This is a genomic window from Polynucleobacter hallstattensis (genome assembly GCF_018881835.1).
In the GTDB taxonomy this organism is placed as follows: domain Bacteria; phylum Pseudomonadota; class Gammaproteobacteria; order Burkholderiales; family Burkholderiaceae; genus Polynucleobacter; species Polynucleobacter hallstattensis.
In genome coordinates this window covers 642,215-662,662 of sequence record NZ_JACVPO010000001.1, presented here as the reverse complement: position 1 = coordinate 662,662, position 20,448 = coordinate 642,215, and the positions used below count along the sequence as shown (strand labels likewise).

Sequence of the window (20,448 nt, the reverse complement as noted above, 5' to 3'; positions counted from 1 at the left end):
ATGGATTGATGGCTAAGCATTCTGAATTACTATTTGCGCCTGAATTAGATCAACCAGTTCGCTATATTGAGCGTACCCGTAATTACTATCTTGGTTTGGGGTATGAAACGCCGTATGTTTGGGCGCATTACATTGATGTGCCTTTTACTCCCTTGCAAAAGCCGCTGAATCAATCAACCCTCGGTTTAGTAACTACTGCCGTACCCTTTGATGCCAGTAAGGGCCCTCAAGGACCTGGTGCACCTTATAACGCCGCCGCTAAGTTTTATGACCCCTATGAATGCTCGATTGATGAGAATGTAGAATTGCGTATTGCCCATGTCGGTGTTGATAGGCTCAATGCCAATATGCAGGACAGTAATTGTTGGTTTCCAATTAGTGCGGCGAAACGGGCTGTTGCAAAGGGGCGTATTCAATCCCTATCCCAGCATTTTTATGGCTTGCCAACCAATCGCAGCCATCGCCATACTCTGGAAATTGATGCGCCCTTCATTTTGAGCAAGATGCGCGCAGATCACGTTGACCTTGCTGTATTAATTCCAAATTGCCCGATTTGTCACCAAAGTCAAAGTTTATTGGCGCGTTATTTGGAGGAGGCTGGTATTCCTACGGTCATCATGGGCGCGGCGAAAGATATTGTGGAGTATTGCGGTGTACCACGCTTGCTTTTTAGTGACTTTCCGCTAGGTAATGCTGCAGCGCTTCCTGATAATGAGCAATCGCAAGACTCGAATTTTGAATTAGCTCTGCGTTTGCTGGAAAGCGCTCCAAGCGCACGTACAACGGTGCAGTCACCCTTAGTCTGGGATTCCGACGCTTCTTGGAAATTAGACTATTCCAATCTAGAGCGTTTGAGTGCTGAGGAAATTACGCGTTTGCGTGATGAAGCGGAAAAGGCGCGTATTACAGCGCGTGATATCAGAATGAAAAGCGTTGGCGCTTAGGCCTGTCTAGACAGCGAGTACCTACTCAAAGCATGTAGCGCTGTTGTTGCCTCATTTTTAGGAAATTCTTTAAGACATTCAAGTGCGAGATCAACTTCTCGCTTTGCGGCAGCTTGGGTGTAATCCAGTGCGCCAGAATTTTGAACCGCACTCAGAATCTGCTGGAAGACATCATCTGGTAAATCTTGATTTTGTTCGATTGCCGCACGAACGAGTAAGCGTTCTTCGGTGCTACCATTTTCAAGTAGATGAATGAGCGGTAGCGTGGGCTTACCTTCTCTTAAATCATCGCCAGCATTTTTCCCCATTTGAGATGCATCGGCGGTGTAATCCAGTAGGTCATCCATTAATTGGAAGGCAGTGCCAATATGGCGACCAAAAGCAGCAGATTGCTCTCTTAGTTTGGCATCAGCGCCGGCTAAAATTGCCCCAAGCTCGGTGGATGCTTCAAATAACTTAGCGGTTTTATAGCGAATCACCCGCAAATAGCTTTCTTCATCGACTTCAGGGTCGTTCATATTGAGGAGTTGTAAAACCTCTCCCTCAGCAATCGTATTGGTAGCATCAGAAAGGATTTCCATGACTCGCAGGTCATTGGGCCCCACCATCATCTGAAATGCTCTCGAATACAGAAAATCGCCTACCAGCACGCTTGCTGCATTACCAAAAGCAGCGTTGGCGGTTTCTCGACCTCTTCTGAGGGTGGATTCATCTACAACATCGTCATGCAAAAGGGTGGCTGTGTGGATAAATTCCACTACCGCCGCTAGCTCTAAGGCATGCGGGCTTGCTTTGTCATTGGCCAAGGCTTTGCTGACCAAGAGCAAAAGAGCGGGTCTAACCCGTTTTCCACCCGCCTGGATGATGTAAGTCGAGATTTGATCAATTAAGGCAACTTTTGAGGCCAATCGCAGGCGAATAACCTCATCTAAAGCCTTGAAATCTAAGGCAATTGGGGCCAAAATTTGGCTTAATTCGTTGGTTTTGACAGTGTTCGTCATGCAAGATATAATAATCGGCTTAGCTCATCCAGGGTGGATTAGCTTAAATGTAGGTATTAATTGAGGTTTCACACCATGTACGCGGTCATAAAAACCGGTGGCAAACAGTATAAAGTTGCTGCAGGCGAAAAATTGAAAATAGAACAGATACCAGCGGAAATCGGCAGCGAAATCACTCTTGACCAAGTCTTAGCCGTAGGCGAAGGCGCTTCACTCAAATTGGGTGATCCATTGGTTAATGGTGCAGCTGTGATGGCCACTGTTGTCTCCCAGGGACGTCACGATAAAGTGACAATCTTTAAGATGCGCCGTCGCAAGCATTATCAAAAGCACCAAGGCCATCGTCAGAATTACACAGAAATTCTGATTAACACGATTAAAGCTTAATTTAGGCTAACGGCTCAAAAGCAGGAGAAAAGATATGGCACAGAAAAAAGGCGGCGGCTCGACACGAAATGGCCGCGACTCAGAATCGAAACGTTTAGGCGTTAAAGTTTTTGGCGGCGAGCAAATCAATGCTGGCAGCATCATCATTCGTCAACGTGGTACTCGAGTTCATCCGGGTATGAACGTTGGTATTGGTAAAGATCACACTTTGTTTGCCTTAGTTGACGGACAAGTGGAATTTGGCGTTAAGGGTGCATTGAAAAAGGCCCAGGTTTCAGTTCTCCCGCGTTCATAAGACGCCTGACTGAGACACGTTTGATTCAGATTTATTCCGAATTTAACTCTTAGGAACAGGCCTCGCTAAGCGAGGCCTTTTTTATTCATGAAATTTATAGACGAAGCTCGTATTGAAGTCATAGCTGGCCAAGGTGGCGCCGGGAGTGCCTCTATGCGCCGCGAAAAGTTTATTGAATTCGGTGGTCCTGATGGTGGTGACGGTGGCAAAGGCGGAAGCGTTTGGGCTACTGCAGATCGCAACATCAACACCTTAATTGACTATCGCTACGCTAAAACGCACACCGCAAAAAATGGTGAGCCTGGTCGTGGCGCTGATTGCTATGGTCGCGCGGGCGACGATATTGAGTTGCGTATGCCAGTTGGCACGATTATTTCTGACTATGAAACTGGTGAGCCAATTGCTGACTTGACTACCCACGGGGAGCGCCTTTGCTTGGCGCAAGGCGGTGTGGGTGGTTGGGGAAATATTCACTTTAAGAGTAGTACGAACCGTGCTCCTCGGCAGAAAACAAATGGTAAAGAAGGCGAGCGCCGTAAGCTCAAGCTGGAATTAAAGGTATTGGCTGACGTAGGTTTGCTAGGTATGCCTAATGCCGGTAAATCGACTTTGATTACCGCTGTGTCTAATGCGCGTCCAAAGATTGCAGATTATCCATTTACAACCTTGCACCCAAATTTAGGGGTAGTTCGTGTAGGTGCTGAGCGTAGTTTTGTGATTGCTGACATTCCGGGATTAATTGAAGGTGCTGCTGAAGGCGCCGGTCTGGGACATCGTTTCTTAAGGCACTTGCAACGTACTGGTGTGCTGTTGCATTTAGTAGATATTGCACCATTTGATGACAATATTGATCCAGTGGCAGACGCTGTTGCTATCGTGAATGAATTGCGTAAGTACGATGAAGCTCTGGTTGAAAAACCACGTTGGTTAGTATTAAACAAAGTCGATATGATTCCGGAGGAAGATCGCAAGAAGGTGGTTGCGGACTTTATTAAACGGTTTAAGTGGAAAGGTCCGGTATTTGAGATCTCCGCTCTGACAGGCTTGGGTTGCGATAAGTTGTGCTACTCATTGCAGGATTATTTAGACTCTATTCGCAAGGATAGGGATGATGAAGATGAGCGTGCTGCTGATCCGCGTTATCAAGAGCAAGCTCAGCTAGAAGATAAAACCCCAGATTAAGCAGTAGTCATTTGAGATCCGTATTGGTTATGAACACTCAGAAAGCTAAAAGAATCGTCGTGAAAGTAGGCTCAAGCCTAGTCACTAATAATGGTGAGGGCTTAGATCATGCTGCAATTGCTATGTGGGCTGAGCAAATGGCCACCTTATTAGCTGATGGTCATGAGGTGTTGATGGTCAGTTCTGGTGCGATTGCTGAAGGAATGCAGCGTCTTGGTTGGACTAAGCGCCCAACAGAAATTCATCAGCTGCAAGCTGCTGCTGCCGTTGGTCAGATGGGTTTAGTTCAGGTATACGAAAGTTGTTTTGCACGTTTTAATTTACGTAGCGCACAGGTCTTGTTAACTAATGCTGATTTGGCAGATGCTGAGCGTAATGCGAATGCCAAGGCAACTTTAGATACCTTGCTCAAGCTCGGTGTTGTTCCCATCATCAACGAAAACGATACTGTAGTTACTGATGAAATTAAATTTGGCGATAACGATAGCTTAGCTGCTTTGGTAACGAATCTCATTCATGCGGATTTATTGGTAATCCTAACTGATCAGGGTGGCTTATATACTGCCGATCCTCGTCAAGATGCTTCCGCAACTCTTTTGAGTGATGCGATTGCAGGTGACCCTGCTTTAGAAAAAATGGCTGGTGGTGCTGCAAGTCAGTTAAGTAAGGGCGGCATGTTGACCAAAGTATTGGCTGCGAAGGTTGCCGCTCTAACAGGTGCAGATACCGTCATTGCTTCTGGGCACGAGCCCCAGGTTCTTACCCGCTTGATGCGTGGTGAAAAGATTGGTACTTGCTTGGTTGCCGCTAATTAATTACGCCAAATGAATTGGTGGGCTTAGTCCCTCCGGTAAATCCATTGGGGTTCAGTGACTGAATAATATTTTTAATATTCTTCTCTTGGGAATTGAAGTTACAAAATGCACCTTGAGCTAAAGCGGCTTGGTAGCGATTAGGGGTATGATCCTGAATTCCTCGCCAGCTAGAGAGTGGATTTTCCTTCCAAACTCCACTTTCAAATGTTCCATATAGGCGCCATTGGAACGAATCACAGCGAATACCTTCATACTGAACTTGGCTATTGCCATTGGGGCTAGTCAGAATCACGATGTATCTAGTGATGCCATCATTACCAATCAAAATTGAGTTGGTATCGACTGCAAACTTAAAAATGGTCTGCTGTGATACGTAAAAAGGTTGAGTGGTCTTATTGTTCGGGGGGTTCAGTGGCATTGCTGTGGCACCCTCTTTAAAAACCATCGGTGCAAATGGATCAACACCACTTTCTAATGGATCTCCTGCACATCCTGCTATGGCTAAACTGATGGCTAAGCTAAGAATTGAAAGTCGAAGATTGCAAATAGAGAGTTTCATCATGGCTTATCGGTAGGTTTTGTTTCTGTGGGCTCATCTTCCTCACTCCCGTAGAGGGATTGAAATAGGTCGAGCGGGGATCCCCAGGCAAGTTGTTGCATTCGCATGCCACGAGATAAATAGCGCGCAAGCTCAGAAAGGGCTAGTTGATAGACTTCGCGCTTGAAATCAATGACTGAATCGAGTTGGATCCAAAAAGGAACCCAGCGCCAAGCATCAAACTCAGGATGCTCCGAAGCACGTAGGTGAATATCGCTATCTGAGCCCACTAAACGAAGTAAGAACCAGATTTGCTTTTGGCCGCGATAGCTAGCACGATGATTTTTTGAGGTTTGCTGGCGGCGTAAGAATTCCTCCGGGACGTCATAACGAAGCCAGTCCCTGGTCCGTCCAATAATTTGGACATGTTCTGGCAGCAAGCCAACTTCCTCATGCAATTCGCGGTACATGGCCTGCTCTGGGCTCTCTCCATGTTGAATCCCACCCTGCGGGAACTGCCACGAATGCTGCCCAACGCGTTTTCCCCAGAAAACCTCGTTATGGCCGTTGAGGATGACTATGCCGACATTGGGTCGATACCCTTCACGGTCAAGCATGAGATCGCGCCTCAAATCCTTTAAAATCAATGATTTGATTATATCCATACATGAAAGCTTCACAATCATTTCTCGCCACGCTTAAAGAAGCCCCTTCAGACGCTGAGGTGGTATCGCACAAACTCATGGTGCGCGCCGGTTTAATACGTAAGCTCAGCGCAGGCATTTATAACTATCTACCCTTGGGTTTGAAGTCCATTCGCAAGGTTGAAAATATTATTCGCGAAGAAATGAATCGCGCTGGTGCCATTGAGTTACTCATGCCAATGATTCAACCTGCAGAGTTATGGCAAGAGACCGGTCGCTGGGAAAAGATGGGGCCAGAATTACTCCGTATCAAAGATCGTCATGATCGCGATTTTTTAATTCAGCCAACCTCTGAAGAGGTGGTGACGGATTTAGCGCGTAACGAAATCAAGAGCTACAAGCAGCTCCCAGTGAATTTTTATCAAATTCAGACTAAATTCCGCGATGAGCGCCGCCCACGTTTTGGAATTATGCGTGGACGTGAGTTCAGTATGAAAGATGCCTATTCTTTTGATCGTGATACTGAGGGCCTGAAGAAATCCTATCAAATCATGTTTGATGCTTACACTCGTATTTTCAAACGCATGGGTTTAAAGTTCCGTGCAGTCACAGCAGATAATGGTGCTATTGGTGGATCGGGTAGTCAAGAATTTCATGTGATTGCCGATACTGGTGAAGACGCCATTGTGTATTGCCCCAATTCCGACTACGCCGCTAATCTTGAAGCTGCTGAGTCGGTCTCATTAATTGGGGTGCGTGGGGCTGCAACTCATGCTCTGACTAAAGTTGCGACACCAAATCAAACAAACTGTGCAGAGGTTGCCAAGTTTTTAAATTTGCCACTAGAGCAAACTGTGAAGTCCTTGCTGTTTGCTGCGGATCAAGAAGAAGGTCCAGCAAAATTATTTATGGTGCTAGTGCGCGGTGATCATGAGCTTAATGAAATCAAGGCGAGCAAGATTCCTGGTATGACGGAGTCACGCTTTGCCAGTGAAGCTGAGATCAAGCAAGCCTGTAATGCGCCAGCAGGTTATTTAGGTCCGGTTGGAGTTACTGCTGATGTAACCGTAGTCGCAGATCGTACCGTGGCTAATATGTCTGATTTTGTTTGTGGCGCAAACGATGCGGGACACCATTTGACTGGGGTGAACTGGGGTCGTGATTTGCCAGAGCCTTTGGTGATGGATTTGCGTAATGCTGTAGCGGGAGATCCCTCCCCTGATGGTAAAGGCGTGGTTGATATTTGCCGCGGCATTGAAGTGGGTCATGTATTCCAATTGGGTACGCGTTACTCTGAAGCGATGAGCTGCACTTACTTAGATCAGCAAGGCAAAGCACAGCCAATGGTGATGGGTTGTTATGGCATTGGTGTAACTCGCTTATTAGGCGCTGCAATTGAGCAGGGCAATGATGAGCGAGGAATCGTTTGGCCGATTTCGATGGCACCATTTGAAGTGGTAATCTGCCCAATGGGCTACGATAAATCAGAGGCGGTAAAAGCTGCTGCTGATCAATTGCATGATGAATTAATTGCTGCTGGAGTAGATGTTGTGCTCGATGATCGTGGTGAGAGACCGGGCGCGATGTTTGCTGACTGGGAGTTAATTGGCGTGCCGTTCCGTGTCGTGATTGGCGATCGCGGTTTGGCAGATGCTCAAGTCGAATTCAAAGGTCGTACAGATGCTGAATCAGAAAATATCCCACTGGCAGAAATTAAAACAAAAGTGATTGCTGCGGTTGATGCTGCTAAGAAACTCGTTTCTTAAGCCAAACAGTTTTTAACCATTATTTTTTAAAGAGTCCGCCAATGCCCTTGGCGGCTCCTTTGGCTGCCATGGAGGCCATGGTGCGAGCCATCTTGCCGCCCTTGAACTGCTTCATCATGGTTTGCATTTGCTCAAACTGCGCTAATAGGCGATTGACTTCTTGAACCTCAACGCCTGCACCAGCAGCAATACGACGCTTGCGAGTTGCTTTTAGCAATTCAGGTTTTGCGCGTTCCTTAGGTGTCATGCTATCAATAATGCCGCGCATGCGCTTTGTCTGTTTGTCAGCAGCACCCATATTTGTTTTGGAGGCTGCTTGTGCCATATGACTTGGTAGCTTATCCATCAAGCTGGCCATACCGCCCATTTGTTGCATTTGTGCGAGTTGATCTCGGAAGTCACCTAGATCAAATCCACCTTTAGAAATCTTACTCGCCAGCTTTTCAGCTTTGGCAACATCGACGTTCTGCTGAGCTTGCTCAACTAGGGCAAGAATATCGCCCATGCCCAAAATACGACTTGCCATTCTCTCGGCATCAAATGCCTCGAGACCATCCATTTTTTCGGCAACACCAATGAACTTGAGTGGCACGCCGGTAACCTGACGCACTGAAAGCGCTGCACCACCACGTGAATCACCATCTAACTTGGTGAGGATTACGCCGGTGAGTGGGAGTGCTTCATGAAAAGCTTTAGCTGTATTGACGGCATCTTGACCCAGCATGGCATCAACCACAAACAGTGTTTCGATTGGATTGAGATTGGCATGCAAGGTTTTGATTTCTTGCATAAGCGCTTCATCAATACCGAGACGACCGGCTGTATCTACTAGAAGCACATCAAAATAATGGCGGCGTGCCCAATCTAGAGCGGCAGCAGCAATTTCACTTGGCTTTTGATTGATATTGCTGGGGAAAAATTCAGCGCCAACTTGTTTGCTGACAGTTTCTAGCTGCTCGATAGCTGCAGGACGATAGACGTCACAAGAAACGGTGAGCACTTTCTTTTTCTTCTTTTCTTGCAGAAACTTGGCTAATTTACCAACTGATGTGGTTTTCCCTGCGCCCTGCAAGCCAGCCATGAGGATTACCGCTGGTGGTTGGGTTGCTAGATTCAGTTCACCGCTTTGGGAAGCGTCACCTCGCATGACCTGGGCCAGTTCGCGTTGAACAACACCAACCAGCGCTTGTCCTGGACTGAGGCTTCCAACCACTTCCTCGCCAAGGGCTTTAAATTTAATTTGCTCTAGCAGGGATTTAACGACTGGAAGCGCAACGTCCGCCTCCAGTAAGGCCAGGCGGATCTCCCGGAGCATTTCTGCAGTATTCTCTTCGGTCAGGCGAGCTTGGCCCCGCATTGTTTTAACAACACGAGATAGGCGATCGGTGAGATTCTCTAGCATTTATCGATTAGACTTTCTAGATGGATATTTTAGGTTACTTAGGATCGGGATGGCTTCCCCCAGCCCTCTATTTATTTTTATTGCTCATTTTGAGCTGGAGAGCGAAGTCGGGTAATGAATTTGTCATTTCTGGCTGGCTGACACAAGCTAGCATTTTCGTGATTTTGATATTGCATGGAATTGAATTGCATGATTCTGTCTTTACATCTCAAGGTTTTATCTTTGGGTTTGCTCAAGACTTATCCTTGATTGCCTGGGTAGGATTGGCGTTTTATTGGTTTCAATCCTGGTTTTTGCCAATCGCTAGCTTGCTTTGGATGTCAATATTGTTCGCTTTATTTAGCTCCTTGCTTCCGATCTTTTTCCCAGGGGTATTAATTTCTCCAACGGCTGTTTCAGATCCCTGGTTCAAGGCTCATTTTATTGTGGCCACTATTTCAGTGGGTTTATTAAGTCTGGCAGCTATGCAGGCTATGTTGATGAGTGTTTATGATCGCGCCTTGCATCGTCAATTAGCGATTGTTCCCAATGGTCGTCTAGCCCATTGGTTGGAAGATTTGCCGCCACTAATGACCATGGAAGGCCTGCTATTTAATTTACTCTATGTTGGTTTTGCACTCTTAACTCTGACTGTCTTCTCCGGCCTATTGTTTTCACAAGCTTTATTTGGCAAGCCATTCGTGTTTGACCATAAAACTATTTTTGCAATGATCTCCTGGATCTTGTTTGCCGGTTTGCTGATAGCCCGCTGGTGGGTTGGTTTACGTGGTTGGGCTGCAATTCGCTGGGTCTTGAGTGCTTACGTTGTTTTATTGCTTGCTTATGTTGGCAGTCGCTTTGTGTTGGAAGTCGTTCTTCAGAAAGCATGACACTTTGATTAAATGGCTTCTATTATTTGCTGGTGCAGGCGCTTTGTACCTTTGGATAAAAGGAAAAAAACAAGTAAAGCTCAATACGGATGAGGCTGCCAAGTTAAAGGCTGAGCGAAGCAAAGCTGTTGAGCCGGAAGTGATTGTCCAGTGCCACCATTGCTCTGTGCACCTTCCAAAATCTGAAGCAGTCATGCGAGAGATGCGCTTCTATTGCTCGCAAGAGCATCTCGATAGCTTGGATGCCCAAGGTTGGCTTGGTTCGGCTGCTTGGCGTATCTCACCTAACCAAGATATGCGACCGGAGGGTCTTGTACCGGATTTGGCAGTGATTCATCACATCAGCCTTCCGCCCGGAGAATTCGTCGCTCGCAATTCCACCCAATTTATCGTAGATTTTTTTCAAAACAAATTGGATTCTTCCTTGCACCCCTATTTTGAAGAAATTGCTGATCAAAAGGTATCTAGCCATTTTTTGATTTCTCGTCGTGGCGAGATCTTTCAGTTTGTATCCACTCAAAGCAAAGCCTGGCATGCCGGCGCCTCATCTTTTTTGGGGCGAGAAAAGTGCAATGATTTTTCGATTGGTATTGAGTTGGAGGGAGATGGCGACCATCCCTTTGAGGATATTCAGTATGCTGCCCTAGCTAAATTAAGCGCCCAAATGCACTCTGTTTATCCGAATCTTCAATTTGCTGGGCATAGTGATATTGCCCCAGGCAGAAAAGTCGATCCAGGTATGCAATTTGATTGGAAAAAGTTTCAGGGTAAAAACAACATTCCTGCCGAAAAATTACCCTTTGGTTTAGACCCGCGTTAGGACTCTAAATTAGTATGTGAGTACACGCTCACTTTTCTGCCCTTTAGCTAAAAGGGCTACAAAAACTGCACCAAAATGAACCCTTATTTACTGAAAATATAGGGAAAAATACTTATAAATATTCGTCAGAAATGACTTACTAATTTCCGAATATTTCCCTATACTTAGTATCAAATGCACTTCGAAACACTAGATGTAGTGTTTGAATACAGCAATACCCTATTGTTTTTTAAAGATTTTTGTCCAAATAACTATATATAAGCAGGAAAAATATGACATACGCCAACCCTCAGGCAGCGGGACAGACTGCTGGCACAAACAATCCAGGGATAAGCTCATCCGAATCGATGAATCAAGCCCCATCTGCTGGCTTTGTAGCTGGCGGAATAGGTGGCGGCCAAGCTACTCAATTATCGGATTACAAGATCATTCGTCGAAATGGCTCAGTGGTGGCATTTGAGCCATCCAAAATCGCCATTGCGGTTACGAAAGCATTTTTAGCAGTTAACGGCGGTCAGGGCGCAGCCTCTGCTCGTGTACGTGAGCAGGTTGAGCAACTAACCCACGCAGTAGTTCGCGCCTTATTGCGCAGCCGTCCAAATGGCGGCACTTTCCATATTGAGGATATTCAGGATCAAGTGGAATTGGCGTTGATGCGCAGTGGTGAGCACAACGTTGCTCGTGCATATGTTCTTTACCGTGAAAAGCGTAATCAAGAGCGTGCTGCTCAGCAAACCACTGCACAAGAAACGCAAGCGTCAACTCAAGCTACTGAGCCAGGTTTGAAGGTGTCAGATAACGGTGTTGAGAAGCTATTAGATATGGCGGCCTTGCGCACCATTATCGAGGCTGCCTGTGAAGGCCTTGGCAACAACATTGATGCCAGCCCAATCATTACTGAAACCATTAAGAATTTGTACGATGGCGTACCAATGGCTCAAGTGTATGACTCTGCAATTTTGGCATCACGCACCTTGATTGAAAAAGATCCTGCATACAGTCAAGTGACCGCACGCATTTTGATGCACGTGATTCGTAAGGAAATCCTCGGTCGCGAAGTATTGCAAGGCGATATGCAAGCTGAGTACGGCAGCTATTTTGCCAAGTACATTAATGAAGGTATTTCTGCTGAGCTCTTAGACCCACGTATGCGTGAGTTTGATTTACCAAGATTGGCTGCCGCTTTGAATGCAAGTCGTGACTTGCAGTTCAACTACCTCGGTTTGCAAACTTTGTATGACCGTTATTTCTTGCACATTGAAGATCGCCGTATTGAAATGCCGCAGGCATTCTTTATGCGCGTTGCAATGGGCTTGTCTTTGAATGAGTTGGATCGTGAGCGTCGCGCAATCGAATTCTATGAAATCCTTTCTACATTTGATTTCATGTCTAGCACGCCAACCTTATTTAACTCAGCGACGACACGTCCTCAGTTATCCAGCTGCTACCTAACAACAGTGGATGATGATCTTGATGGGATCTATGAAGCTTTGAAAGAGAATGCACTTTTGTCAAAGTTTGCTGGCGGCTTAGGTAATGACTGGACAAACGTACGCGCCTTAGGAAGTCATATCAAGGGCACTAACGGTAAGTCACAAGGTGTTGTGCCATTCTTAAAAGTGGTGAACGATACAGCGGTTGCAGTGAACCAAGGTGGTAAGCGTAAGGGTGCAGTTTGCGCTTACTTAGAGACATGGCACTTAGATATTGAAGAGTTCCTTGAGCTGCGTAAGAATACCGGTGATGATCGTCGTCGTACGCATGACATGAATACCTCAAACTGGATTCCTGATCTGTTCATGAAGCGTGTGATGGAAGGTGGTGAGTGGACACTATTCTCACCTTCAAGCACACCTGACTTGCATGACAAATTCGGTAAAGCCTTTGAAGAGACCTACGTCGCTTACGAGAAAAAAGCAGACGCTGGTGAATTGAAACCATTCCGTCGCATTCCTGCGCAGCAATTGTGGCGCAAGATGTTGGGTATGTTGTTTGAAACTGGCCACCCATGGATCACATTTAAAGATCCTTGCAACATTCGTAGCCCGCAACAGCACATTGGCGTAGTTCACTCCTCTAACTTGTGTACTGAGATCACTTTGAACACAAATGAGAGTGAGATTGCAGTTTGTAACCTGGGCTCTGTGAACTTGACAGCCCACATGACTACAGATGCATCTGGAAAAATGATGTTGGATCACGAGAAACTCCAAAAAACGATCCGTACTGCAATGCGGATGTTGGATAACGTGATTGACATCAACTATTACGCTGTTGCTAAAGCTCGTAACTCCAACTTGAAGCATCGTCCAGTGGGTATGGGCATCATGGGCTTTCAGGATTGCCTGCACATGCAACGCATTCCTTACGCTAGTGATGAGGCAGTGAAGTTTGCTGACTCTTCAATGGAAGCAGTTTGCTATTACGCCTATCAAGCATCGAATGAGTTGGCTGAAGAGCGTGGCGTTTACAGCACCTATAAGGGTTCATTGTGGGATCGTGGCATTCTTCCACAAGACTCAGTGGCATTGTTGGCGGCAGAGCGTGGTGGGTACCTTGAGGTAGATAGTTCCTCCACTATGAATTGGGATGGCTTGCGTGCCAGCATTAAGCAGCACGGCATGCGCAACTCAAACTGCGTTGCGATCGCACCGACTGCAACCATTTCCAATATCATTGGGGTATCAGCTTGTATCGAGCCGACATTCCAGAATTTGTTTGTGAAATCTAACCTCTCAGGTGAGTTCACCGTAGTAAACGAGTATTTAGTCCGTGATTTGAAAGATCGCGGTCTTTGGGATGAAGTCATGATCGCGGATTTGAAGTATTTTGACGGTACCTTATCCAAGATTGATCGTGTTCCACAAGATTTGCGTGACTTATATGCCACCGCATTTGAAGTAGAGCCGAGTTGGTTGGTTGAAGCTGCCTCACGTCGTCAGAAGTGGATTGACCAGGCGCAGTCACTCAATATTTACATGGGTGGCGCATCTGGTAAGAAATTGGATGACACATACAAGCTGGCATGGTTGCGTGGTTTAAAGACCACCTACTACCTCCGCACAATGGCTGCAACGCACGTTGAGAAGTCTACGGTTGCAAGTGGCCAGTTAAATGCGGTATCTAGTGGCGGCGGTGTGAATGGTACGGATGCGTCAGCAGCCCAAGAGTTAGATGGCCCTGCTTGCACAATGCGCCCAGGCGATGCTGGATTTGAGGAATGTGAAGCATGTCAGTAAGCTATTTGCTAACTGATTTAGAAAAATAAGAATTTGGAGAAAGTTATGTTGAATTGGGAAGAAGAAGTAGCCCCTGCAATAGCCAAGGTTGGTTTGGTGCCACAACCTGTATTTGCAGAGCCACAACGTCCACAAGCAGATCAGGTTGCAATTGCTTCCCCTCAGAATGTTGAGTCTGCACCTGTACAAGCTGCTACCTTGACTGGTGGTGCAGCTTTGCGTGTTAACGCTGCTGATAAGCGCGTGATTAATGCCAAGACTGATGTAAATCAACTGGTTCCATTTAAATATAAGTGGGCTTGGGAGAAATATCTGGCTGGTTGCGCAAACCATTGGATGCCACAAGAGATCAATATGAACCGCGATATCGCGCTTTGGAAGGATCCTAATGGCTTAACTGAGGATGAGCGTCGCATCATTAAGCGTAATCTTGGTTTCTTCACAACCGCGGACTCTTTAGCGGCAAACAATATTGTTCTGGGTACTTATCGCCACATTACTGCCCCAGAATGCCGTCAATATCTGTTGCGTCAGGCTTTTGAGGAGGCAATTCATACTCACGCCTATCAATATATTGTGGAATCTTTGGGTTTAGACCAGAGCGAAATCTTTAATGCGTATAACGAAATCGAGTCAATTCGCGCCAAAGATCAGTTCTTAATTCCGTTTATTGATGTGTTGACTGATCCTAATTTCAAAACTGGGACATTAGAAACCGATCAAATGTTGCTCAAATCATTGATCGTTTTTGCCTGCGTAATGGAGGGATTATTCTTTTATGTTGGTTTTACGCAAATACTTGCAATGGGCCGCCAAAACAAAATGACGGGTGCTGCTGAGCAGTATCAATACATCCTTCGCGATGAGTCTATGCACTGTAATTTTGGCATTGATTTAATTAACCAAATCAAGCTGGAGAACCCGCAGTTATGGACTTCTGCGTTCAAAGACGAGATCAAATCTATCTTCGAAAAAGCAGTGGAATTGGAGTACCGTTATGCAGAGGATACGATGCCTCGTGGAGTGCTCGGATTGAACGCGCCGATGTTCAAAGGTTACCTAAGATACATCTGTAATCGCAGATGTTTGCAAATAGGACTTGACGCGATGTTCCCAAATGAAGAGAATCCATTCCCATGGATGTCAGAAATGATTGATCTGAAAAAAGAGAGAAACTTTTTTGAGACACGCGTTATTGAGTATCAAACTGGCGGTGCGCTAAGTTGGGAATAAGTAGTTAATAAAAAAGCGCATGGCCGGCTAAATAGGAGATTAGACGGTTGGATAGTTTTAAAAGTCAGCAAAACCAGACTCAAATCCGAAAACCCTTGTCCAAGGGTGCCTGGTCTACTCTCTCTATTTTTTTTAGCAAATTTAAGAAGCCGTTACCTTTTGGGGTCACGGCTTTTTTTCCAAGATTCATTAGCGTGCAGCACTTAGCATCAAGCCGCGCGCCGATGAATGGCTCGCTCGTCGGCTCCAATCGGTTGCAAAACCAGGCGGAAATGAATGGTCGGGTCTTCTTAATCGGTAGTTTGTACTAATCCTCACGTGAAGGAGCATTACTATGGCAATCGCCAAGAAGAAAGTTGCTGCAAAGAAACCAGCTGCAAAGAAAAAAGTAGCTGCTAAGAAGCCTGCTGCTAAGAAGCCTGCTGCTAAGAAGAAGCCTGCCGCTAAAAAGCGTCCTGCTGCTAAAAAAGCTGCTGCTAAGAAGCCTGCTGCTAAAAAGCGCCCTGCTGCTAAGAAGAAGCCTGCTGCTAAAAAAGTTGCTGCTAAGAAGCCTGCCGCTAAAAAGCGTCCTGCTGCTAAGAAGCGCGTAGCTGCAAAAAAAAAGTAAGTAAGCCTGCTGCGAAGAAAGCGGGCAAAGCTGTAAAAAAGCCCGTGGCTAAAAAAGCTGCCGCTTCAACAACGTTGAATCCTGCCGCTGCTTGGCCCTTCCCAACTGGCACACGTCCATAAGCTTTGCTTACAGGCGGGTGAAGTTCAAAGGGATCTCTCACGAGATCCCTTTTTTATTGCTACCTAAGTGAATTATTGGCTTTAGAGGGCAAATCCAAATGCGGATTTGAATTGAGCGGCGATGTCATCTTTGCTCATTTGGTGATTTTGTGGTCCCTGATGGGTGATTTTGATCGAACCCATCAAGCTGGCTAATCGCCCGGTAGTTTCCCAATCCATGCCGTTTTCTAATCCAAACAGTAAGCCACCCCGAAATGCGTCGCCGCAACCAGTTGGATCAACTAATTTTGCTGCTGGTACCGGCGGAATCGCAATACATTTACCGTCAAAGTAGATATCCGCACCTTCAGCGCCCTTAGTCACGATTAATGCTTTTACTCTTTCAGCAACTTTTGCCAGGCTTAAACCAGTTCTTTGGGAGAGCATTTCGCCTTCATAGTCATTTACTGCGAGGTAGCTCGCTATATCTACAAGCTCTAGCAGCTCTGGACCATTAAACATCGGTAAACCCTGGCCTGGATCAAATACAAAAGGAATTCCTGCTTCAGCTAACTGATGACAGTGCTCCCACATTCCTTGACGACCGTCAGGGGCGACGATTCCAAATTTAGCGGCGGCTTTAGCATTTTTACTGCGCTCCGCAATCACCGAGGAAACTTGATTGAGATGTGATTCGCCCATTGCGCCCGGATGAAAAGCGGTAATCTGATTATTGGCTTGATCAGTGGTGATCATCGCTTGAGCGGTAAATGCCTGATCAATTTGGCGAATATGCGTTGCATCAATCTTGAGTTGTTTGAGGCGATCAAGATATGGGGCCGCATCACCACCAACGGTTGCCATGATGATGGGATCGCCACCCAGAAGACTGAGGTTATAGGCAATATTGCCTGCGCAACCACCAAATTCACGTCGCATTGTAGGAACCAGGAAGGCAACATTCAAAATATGAATCTGCTCTGGCAGGATTTGATCAGCAAATTTGCCTTCAAAGTTCATGATGGTGTCGTAAGCGATGGAACCGCAGATCAAGCTAGCCATAAATAATTACTTTCTTATAAAAATCAATTGAAATAAGTGTGAAGTGGAGTTTGAAGTCTACTTTTCAGTGTAAAAAATTCTGACGCGATACCCAGCGGCGTTTTGTGGGAGAGAAATCGGTAATGCAGATGAAAAGATTTCACCGGCAGGGGCGCCTTGACGTAAAAAATCAGGATGTGAGTCTTGCCAAGCAGTCGGTAACCATTCTTGCGGAGTGAGTTGAATCTTTTTGATTTCAGACTCCTCTGCATCGGTGAGAGAAATTTCTAAATTCGGAAATAAAACGGCGATGGCAAGACGATTTTGTATTCCAACTTGCAATACAGATTGATTTGAGGGGTTTTTAAGGCTCTCTCGCGCGTTTTCAGGCAAAAGAGTAACCGAGGTTATTTTCCAAGCAGCAAAATCGCTTACAGGGCGATTTACACACCCTAGGGCACGACACAATTGTTTATCTAACTTCTGTAAAAGAGAAAATGCACTACTTGCAATTACAGGAGAGCTGCCATCAACGCGTGTTGCTAATGTTGGTAAAAGGAAATTTCTGAAAAGGTGCTCGCCACAAACAATGAGCAGAAGGAAAAAAAGACTAAGAAAAATGAATTTAAGACTTTTTTTTTGAGCCGGTGCTGAAGTAACTCTATTTTTATCGACCGAACTTGCCAGAGCGCCTTGTGCAGGAAATTCGCCATGTAAACAGACCCAGCCTTCACTTTCTTTCCAAACGGAAAGTTTTAACCATTGGCTATAGGTTGCAATCACTTCTTCTGCTTGGCGCGCCAGCACGCCAGAGAGAACAATTTTTCCACCTGGGCGCATTTTGTTTACCAGCGCCGGCGCTAAAACTTGTAGAGGATTGGCCAAAATATTGGCCATGACGATGTCGTACTTCGTTTCCGCTGCAAGTTCAGGTGCATTTTCGTTAGGCAAAACAAAACGAATGACTGTCTTGTTGATTTCTGCATTGCTACGGGCCGCAACCATCGCTTGTGGATCAATATCAGTTCCAACTACGGGTTTACATCCCAATTTTGCAGCGGCAATGGCCAAAATTCCAGACCCACAGCCGTAATCCAGCAAGCTTTGATTCGCAAGTTGTGTGTTTTGTTCAAGCCAAAGCAAACAAAGGTGTGTGGTTGGATGGCTGCCGGTGCCAAATGCTAAACCTGGATCTACCGCCAAACAAATTGCATTGGGGTCGGTAGGCGCCTCATGCCAAGAAGGCACCACCCAAATACGCTCACCAATCTGAATAGGAGTAAATTGACTTTGGGTTAAGCGAACCCAATCTTGTTCTTCAACAATCTTTTCTTGTGGGGCTGGGAGATTGAATCCTGCTTCCTGAAGAGATGCGAGAAGCTCGAGGATGAAGTTTTCTGTATCAGAATCATCCATCTCTGGATTAAAAAGTGCAGTTACAGAAGATCGATCCCAAGCCTGAACTTCTGGCGAGAGTCCTGGCTCACCATAGAGTGGATTTTCATCGTAAGCACCTGCGGCATCATCTTCAACGGTAACGGAGAGTGCTCCCACCTCCAGCAAAGCATCACCTAAAGGTTCCGCAATCTCTGCTGGGACCGTGAAAACAAGTTCACGATAGGACATGCTTACTCCAAATGGACATCCACTAACCTGTAGCTTAAGGCTTACCGCGACTAGCGGCTTGCTCTTCAAGACGGTGCTCGAGATAGTGAATGCTGGTTCCACCTTCAATGAAGTTGGGATCAAGCATCAGTTCACGATGTAGGGGCACATTGGTTGTAATGCCATCAATTACCATCTCGGAAAGCGCAATCTGCATACGGCGTATAGCTTGCTCGCGAGTATTACCGAAGGCAATTAGTTTGCCAATCATGGAGTCGTAATTGGATGGCACCACATAACCGCTATAGGCATGTGAGTCGACACGAATGCCAGGACCACCTGGCATGTGGAATGAACCAATTTTCCCTGGGCTTGGTGTGAACTTGAACGGATCTTCTGCATTAAGACGACATTCGATGGCATGACCACGGAAAACGATGTCTTTTTGGCGATAGCTGAGTTTTAAGCCAGCAGCAATGCGAATTTGTTCTTGAACAATATCGACACCAGTAATCATTTCAGTTACTGGGTGCTCTACTTGAACACGGGTATTCATCTCAATAAAGAAGAATTCACCATCTTCATACAAGAACTCGAAAGTACCAGCACCGCGGTAAGCAATTTTTCTACAGGCTTCAGCGCAGCGCTCACCAATTTTGGCGATAGCGCGACGATCAATACCAGGTGCCGGAGCTTCTTCAATCACTTTTTGGTGACGACGTTGCATGGAGCAATCACGCTCACCTAACCAAATGGCATTGCCATGGGTATCAGCCAAAATCTGGATCTCTACGTGGCGAGGCTTTTCTAAAAACTTCTCCATATAGACTTCGGGATTACCAAAAGCACGACCAGCTTCTTCCTTAGTCATGTTTACCGCATTGAGAAGAGCAGCCTCGGTATGCACGACACGCATTCCACGACCACCACCACCGCCGGCAGCTTTAATAATGACTGGATAGCCAACGCGTTTTGCGGTAGCAATAATTTCTTTTGGATCGCTTGGCAAGGCACCCTCTGATCCAGGAACGCAAGGTACGCCAGCTTTGATCATGGCACGCTTGGCTGAAACTTTGTCACCCATGAGGCGAATTGAGGTTGCAGTGGGGCCAATGAATGCAAAACCGGACTTCTCAACACGTTCTGCAAAGTCGGCATTCTCAGAAAGAAAACCATAGCCAGGGTGAATTGCTTCAGCATCCGTCACTTCTGCCGCAGAAATGATGGCAGGCATATTGAGATAGCTCAGTGGTGATGGGGCGGGCCCAATACAGACCGCTTCGTCTGCAAGCTTTACATATTTAGCTTCTTTATCTGCGGTCGAGTAGACCACCACAGTTTTAATTCCCAACTCGCGACATGCGCGTTGGATACGGAGAGCAATTTCTCCGCGATTGGCAATCAGAATCTTATCGAACATGTCGGCTCTGAGTTAAGTAACGGTGGATTGGAATAGATCTAAGGGAGATCTATTAAGCGATGATGAACAGCGGCTGATCAAATTCAACGCCTTGACCGTTTTCACACAGAATTTGTTTAATAACACCCGCTTGCTCAGACTCAATCTCATTGAGAAGTTTCATCGCTTCAATAATGCACAGCGTTTGACCCACTTTGACTGTGTCGCCGACTTTGACAAAATCTGGAGACTCAGGGTTTGGTGCACGATAGAAGGTGCCTACCATTGGTGAGCGAGCAATAAAACCAGTTTCAGCGGGCGCTTCTTCAGCAGTTGGTGTAGTAGCTGGTGCAGCCGCAGGAGCGGCTTGCATCACTTGAGCAGGTGCTGGATTGGCGTAAACCACTTGACCTGTAGGAGTTGGAGAGCCGGCATTCACAATGCGAACACGATCTTCACCTTCATTGACTTCTAATTCAGAAATTCCTGATTCAGAAACAAGGTCGATTAGGGTTTTTAGTTTTCTTAGGTCCATGGAAAGGCTTCCTCTCGGGTAAATC

General features: G+C 46.2%; 18 protein-coding genes and 2 pseudogenes. 11 read left to right on the top strand and 9 right to left on the bottom strand.

Annotation, left to right across the window (positions count from 1 at the left end; translation table 11 throughout):
- Positions 1-8 precede the first annotated feature (8 nt).
- Positions 9-944, top strand: a complete 936-nt coding sequence (locus tag ICN26_RS03460) for a hypothetical protein (RefSeq protein WP_216266928.1) — start codon at positions 9-11, stop codon at positions 942-944.
- Here ICN26_RS03460 and ICN26_RS03455 read toward each other — a convergent pair.
- Entirely contained in the window at positions 941-1,945 is a 1,005-nt protein-coding gene (locus ICN26_RS03455; protein ID WP_216266926.1) for a polyprenyl synthetase family protein, read from the bottom strand. The genes ICN26_RS03460 and ICN26_RS03455 overlap by 4 nt on opposite strands.
- A gap of 75 nt (positions 1,946-2,020) precedes the next feature.
- On the opposite strand from ICN26_RS03455, the gene rplU reads away from it, so the two are divergent.
- From rplU to proB, 4 genes and pseudogenes are all read left to right on the top strand, one after another.
- Positions 2,021-2,332: a 50S ribosomal protein L21 gene (rplU, locus tag ICN26_RS03450; protein ID WP_041484800.1), complete on the top strand. Its 312-nt coding sequence runs from the start codon at positions 2,021-2,023 to the stop codon at positions 2,330-2,332.
- Between the two features lie 34 nt (positions 2,333-2,366).
- Positions 2,367-2,627 carry a 50S ribosomal protein L27 gene (gene rpmA, locus ICN26_RS03445; RefSeq protein ID WP_015420374.1) on the top strand — a complete coding sequence of 87 codons (261 nt, stop codon included), beginning with the start codon at positions 2,367-2,369 and terminating at the stop codon, positions 2,625-2,627.
- A gap of 87 nt (positions 2,628-2,714) precedes the next feature.
- Complete coding sequence (obgE, locus tag ICN26_RS03440) at positions 2,715-3,809, top strand: GTPase ObgE (RefSeq protein WP_216266924.1); 1,095 nt, start codon at positions 2,715-2,717, stop codon at positions 3,807-3,809.
- Positions 3,810-3,820: 11 nt separating this feature from the next.
- Positions 3,821-4,615: pseudogene (gene proB, locus ICN26_RS03435) on the top strand (glutamate 5-kinase); the annotation flags it as partial.
- Position 4,616: 1 nt separating this feature from the next.
- Here proB and ICN26_RS03430 read toward each other — a convergent pair.
- Together ICN26_RS03430 and ICN26_RS03425 are read right to left on the bottom strand one after the other, a co-directional pair.
- Positions 4,617-5,186 (bottom strand): CNP1-like family protein, encoded by a 570-nt coding sequence (locus ICN26_RS03430; RefSeq protein WP_255534358.1) that lies wholly within the window; start codon positions 5,184-5,186, stop codon positions 4,617-4,619.
- A complete protein-coding gene (locus tag ICN26_RS03425; RefSeq protein WP_216266920.1) occupies positions 5,183-5,779 on the bottom strand; it encodes an RNA pyrophosphohydrolase in 597 nt (198 codons plus the stop codon). The genes ICN26_RS03430 and ICN26_RS03425 overlap by 4 nt, the downstream gene beginning before the upstream one ends.
- 50 nt (positions 5,780-5,829) lie before the next feature.
- On the opposite strand from ICN26_RS03425, the gene ICN26_RS03420 reads away from it, so the two are divergent.
- A complete protein-coding gene (locus ICN26_RS03420; protein WP_216266918.1) occupies positions 5,830-7,572 on the top strand; it encodes a proline--tRNA ligase in 1,743 nt (580 codons plus the stop codon).
- 19 nt (positions 7,573-7,591) lie between these two features.
- Here ICN26_RS03420 and ffh read toward each other — a convergent pair whose 3' ends face one another.
- Positions 7,592-8,974, bottom strand: coding sequence for a signal recognition particle protein (gene ffh, locus ICN26_RS03415; RefSeq protein ID WP_216266916.1), 1,383 nt, complete (start codon positions 8,972-8,974; stop codon positions 7,592-7,594).
- A 20-nt stretch (positions 8,975-8,994) separates the two neighbouring features.
- On the opposite strand from ffh, the gene ICN26_RS03410 reads away from it, so the two are divergent.
- The 5 genes from ICN26_RS03410 to ICN26_RS03390 all read left to right on the top strand — a co-directional run bounded on the left by ICN26_RS03410 (position 8,995) and on the right by ICN26_RS03390 (position 15,742).
- Entirely contained in the window at positions 8,995-9,843 is an 849-nt protein-coding gene (locus ICN26_RS03410; protein WP_216266913.1) for a cytochrome C assembly family protein, read from the top strand.
- The gene (gene ampD, locus ICN26_RS03405) at positions 9,797-10,663 is read left to right on the top strand and encodes a 1,6-anhydro-N-acetylmuramyl-L-alanine amidase AmpD (protein ID WP_255534357.1); all 867 of its coding nucleotides are present in this window, start codon (positions 9,797-9,799) and stop codon (positions 10,661-10,663) included. The genes ICN26_RS03410 and ampD overlap by 47 nt, the downstream gene beginning before the upstream one ends.
- Positions 10,664-10,935: 272 nt before the next feature.
- Positions 10,936-13,902: a ribonucleoside-diphosphate reductase subunit alpha gene (locus ICN26_RS03400; protein ID WP_216266912.1), complete on the top strand. Its 2,967-nt coding sequence runs from the start codon at positions 10,936-10,938 to the stop codon at positions 13,900-13,902.
- A 45-nt stretch (positions 13,903-13,947) separates the two neighbouring features.
- Positions 13,948-15,135, top strand: coding sequence for a ribonucleotide-diphosphate reductase subunit beta (locus ICN26_RS03395; protein ID WP_216266910.1), 1,188 nt, complete (start codon positions 13,948-13,950; stop codon positions 15,133-15,135).
- A 334-nt stretch (positions 15,136-15,469) separates the two neighbouring features.
- Positions 15,470-15,742: a hypothetical protein gene (locus ICN26_RS03390; protein ID WP_439650715.1), complete on the top strand. Its 273-nt coding sequence runs from the start codon at positions 15,470-15,472 to the stop codon at positions 15,740-15,742.
- A gap of 203 nt (positions 15,743-15,945) precedes the next feature.
- Here ICN26_RS03390 and ICN26_RS03385 read toward each other — a convergent pair whose 3' ends face one another.
- From ICN26_RS03385 to accB, 5 genes and pseudogenes are all read right to left on the bottom strand, one after another.
- Positions 15,946-16,905, bottom strand: a complete 960-nt coding sequence (locus ICN26_RS03385; protein ID WP_216266908.1) for a carbohydrate kinase family protein — start codon at positions 16,903-16,905, stop codon at positions 15,946-15,948.
- 57 nt (positions 16,906-16,962) lie between these two features.
- The gene (locus tag ICN26_RS11120; RefSeq protein WP_500797036.1) at positions 16,963-17,277 is read right to left on the bottom strand and encodes a DUF3426 domain-containing protein; all 315 of its coding nucleotides are present in this window, start codon (positions 17,275-17,277) and stop codon (positions 16,963-16,965) included.
- 315 nt (positions 17,278-17,592) lie between these two features.
- Positions 17,593-18,510 (bottom strand): annotated as a pseudogene (prmA, locus tag ICN26_RS10990) (50S ribosomal protein L11 methyltransferase); the annotation flags it as partial.
- 34 nt (positions 18,511-18,544) lie between these two features.
- A complete protein-coding gene (gene accC / locus ICN26_RS03375; protein WP_216266905.1) occupies positions 18,545-19,909 on the bottom strand; it encodes an acetyl-CoA carboxylase biotin carboxylase subunit in 1,365 nt (454 codons plus the stop codon).
- A 52-nt stretch (positions 19,910-19,961) separates the two neighbouring features.
- Positions 19,962-20,423, bottom strand: coding sequence for an acetyl-CoA carboxylase biotin carboxyl carrier protein (gene accB, locus ICN26_RS03370; protein ID WP_216266903.1), 462 nt, complete (start codon positions 20,421-20,423; stop codon positions 19,962-19,964).
- Positions 20,424-20,448: the final 25 nt, after the last annotated feature.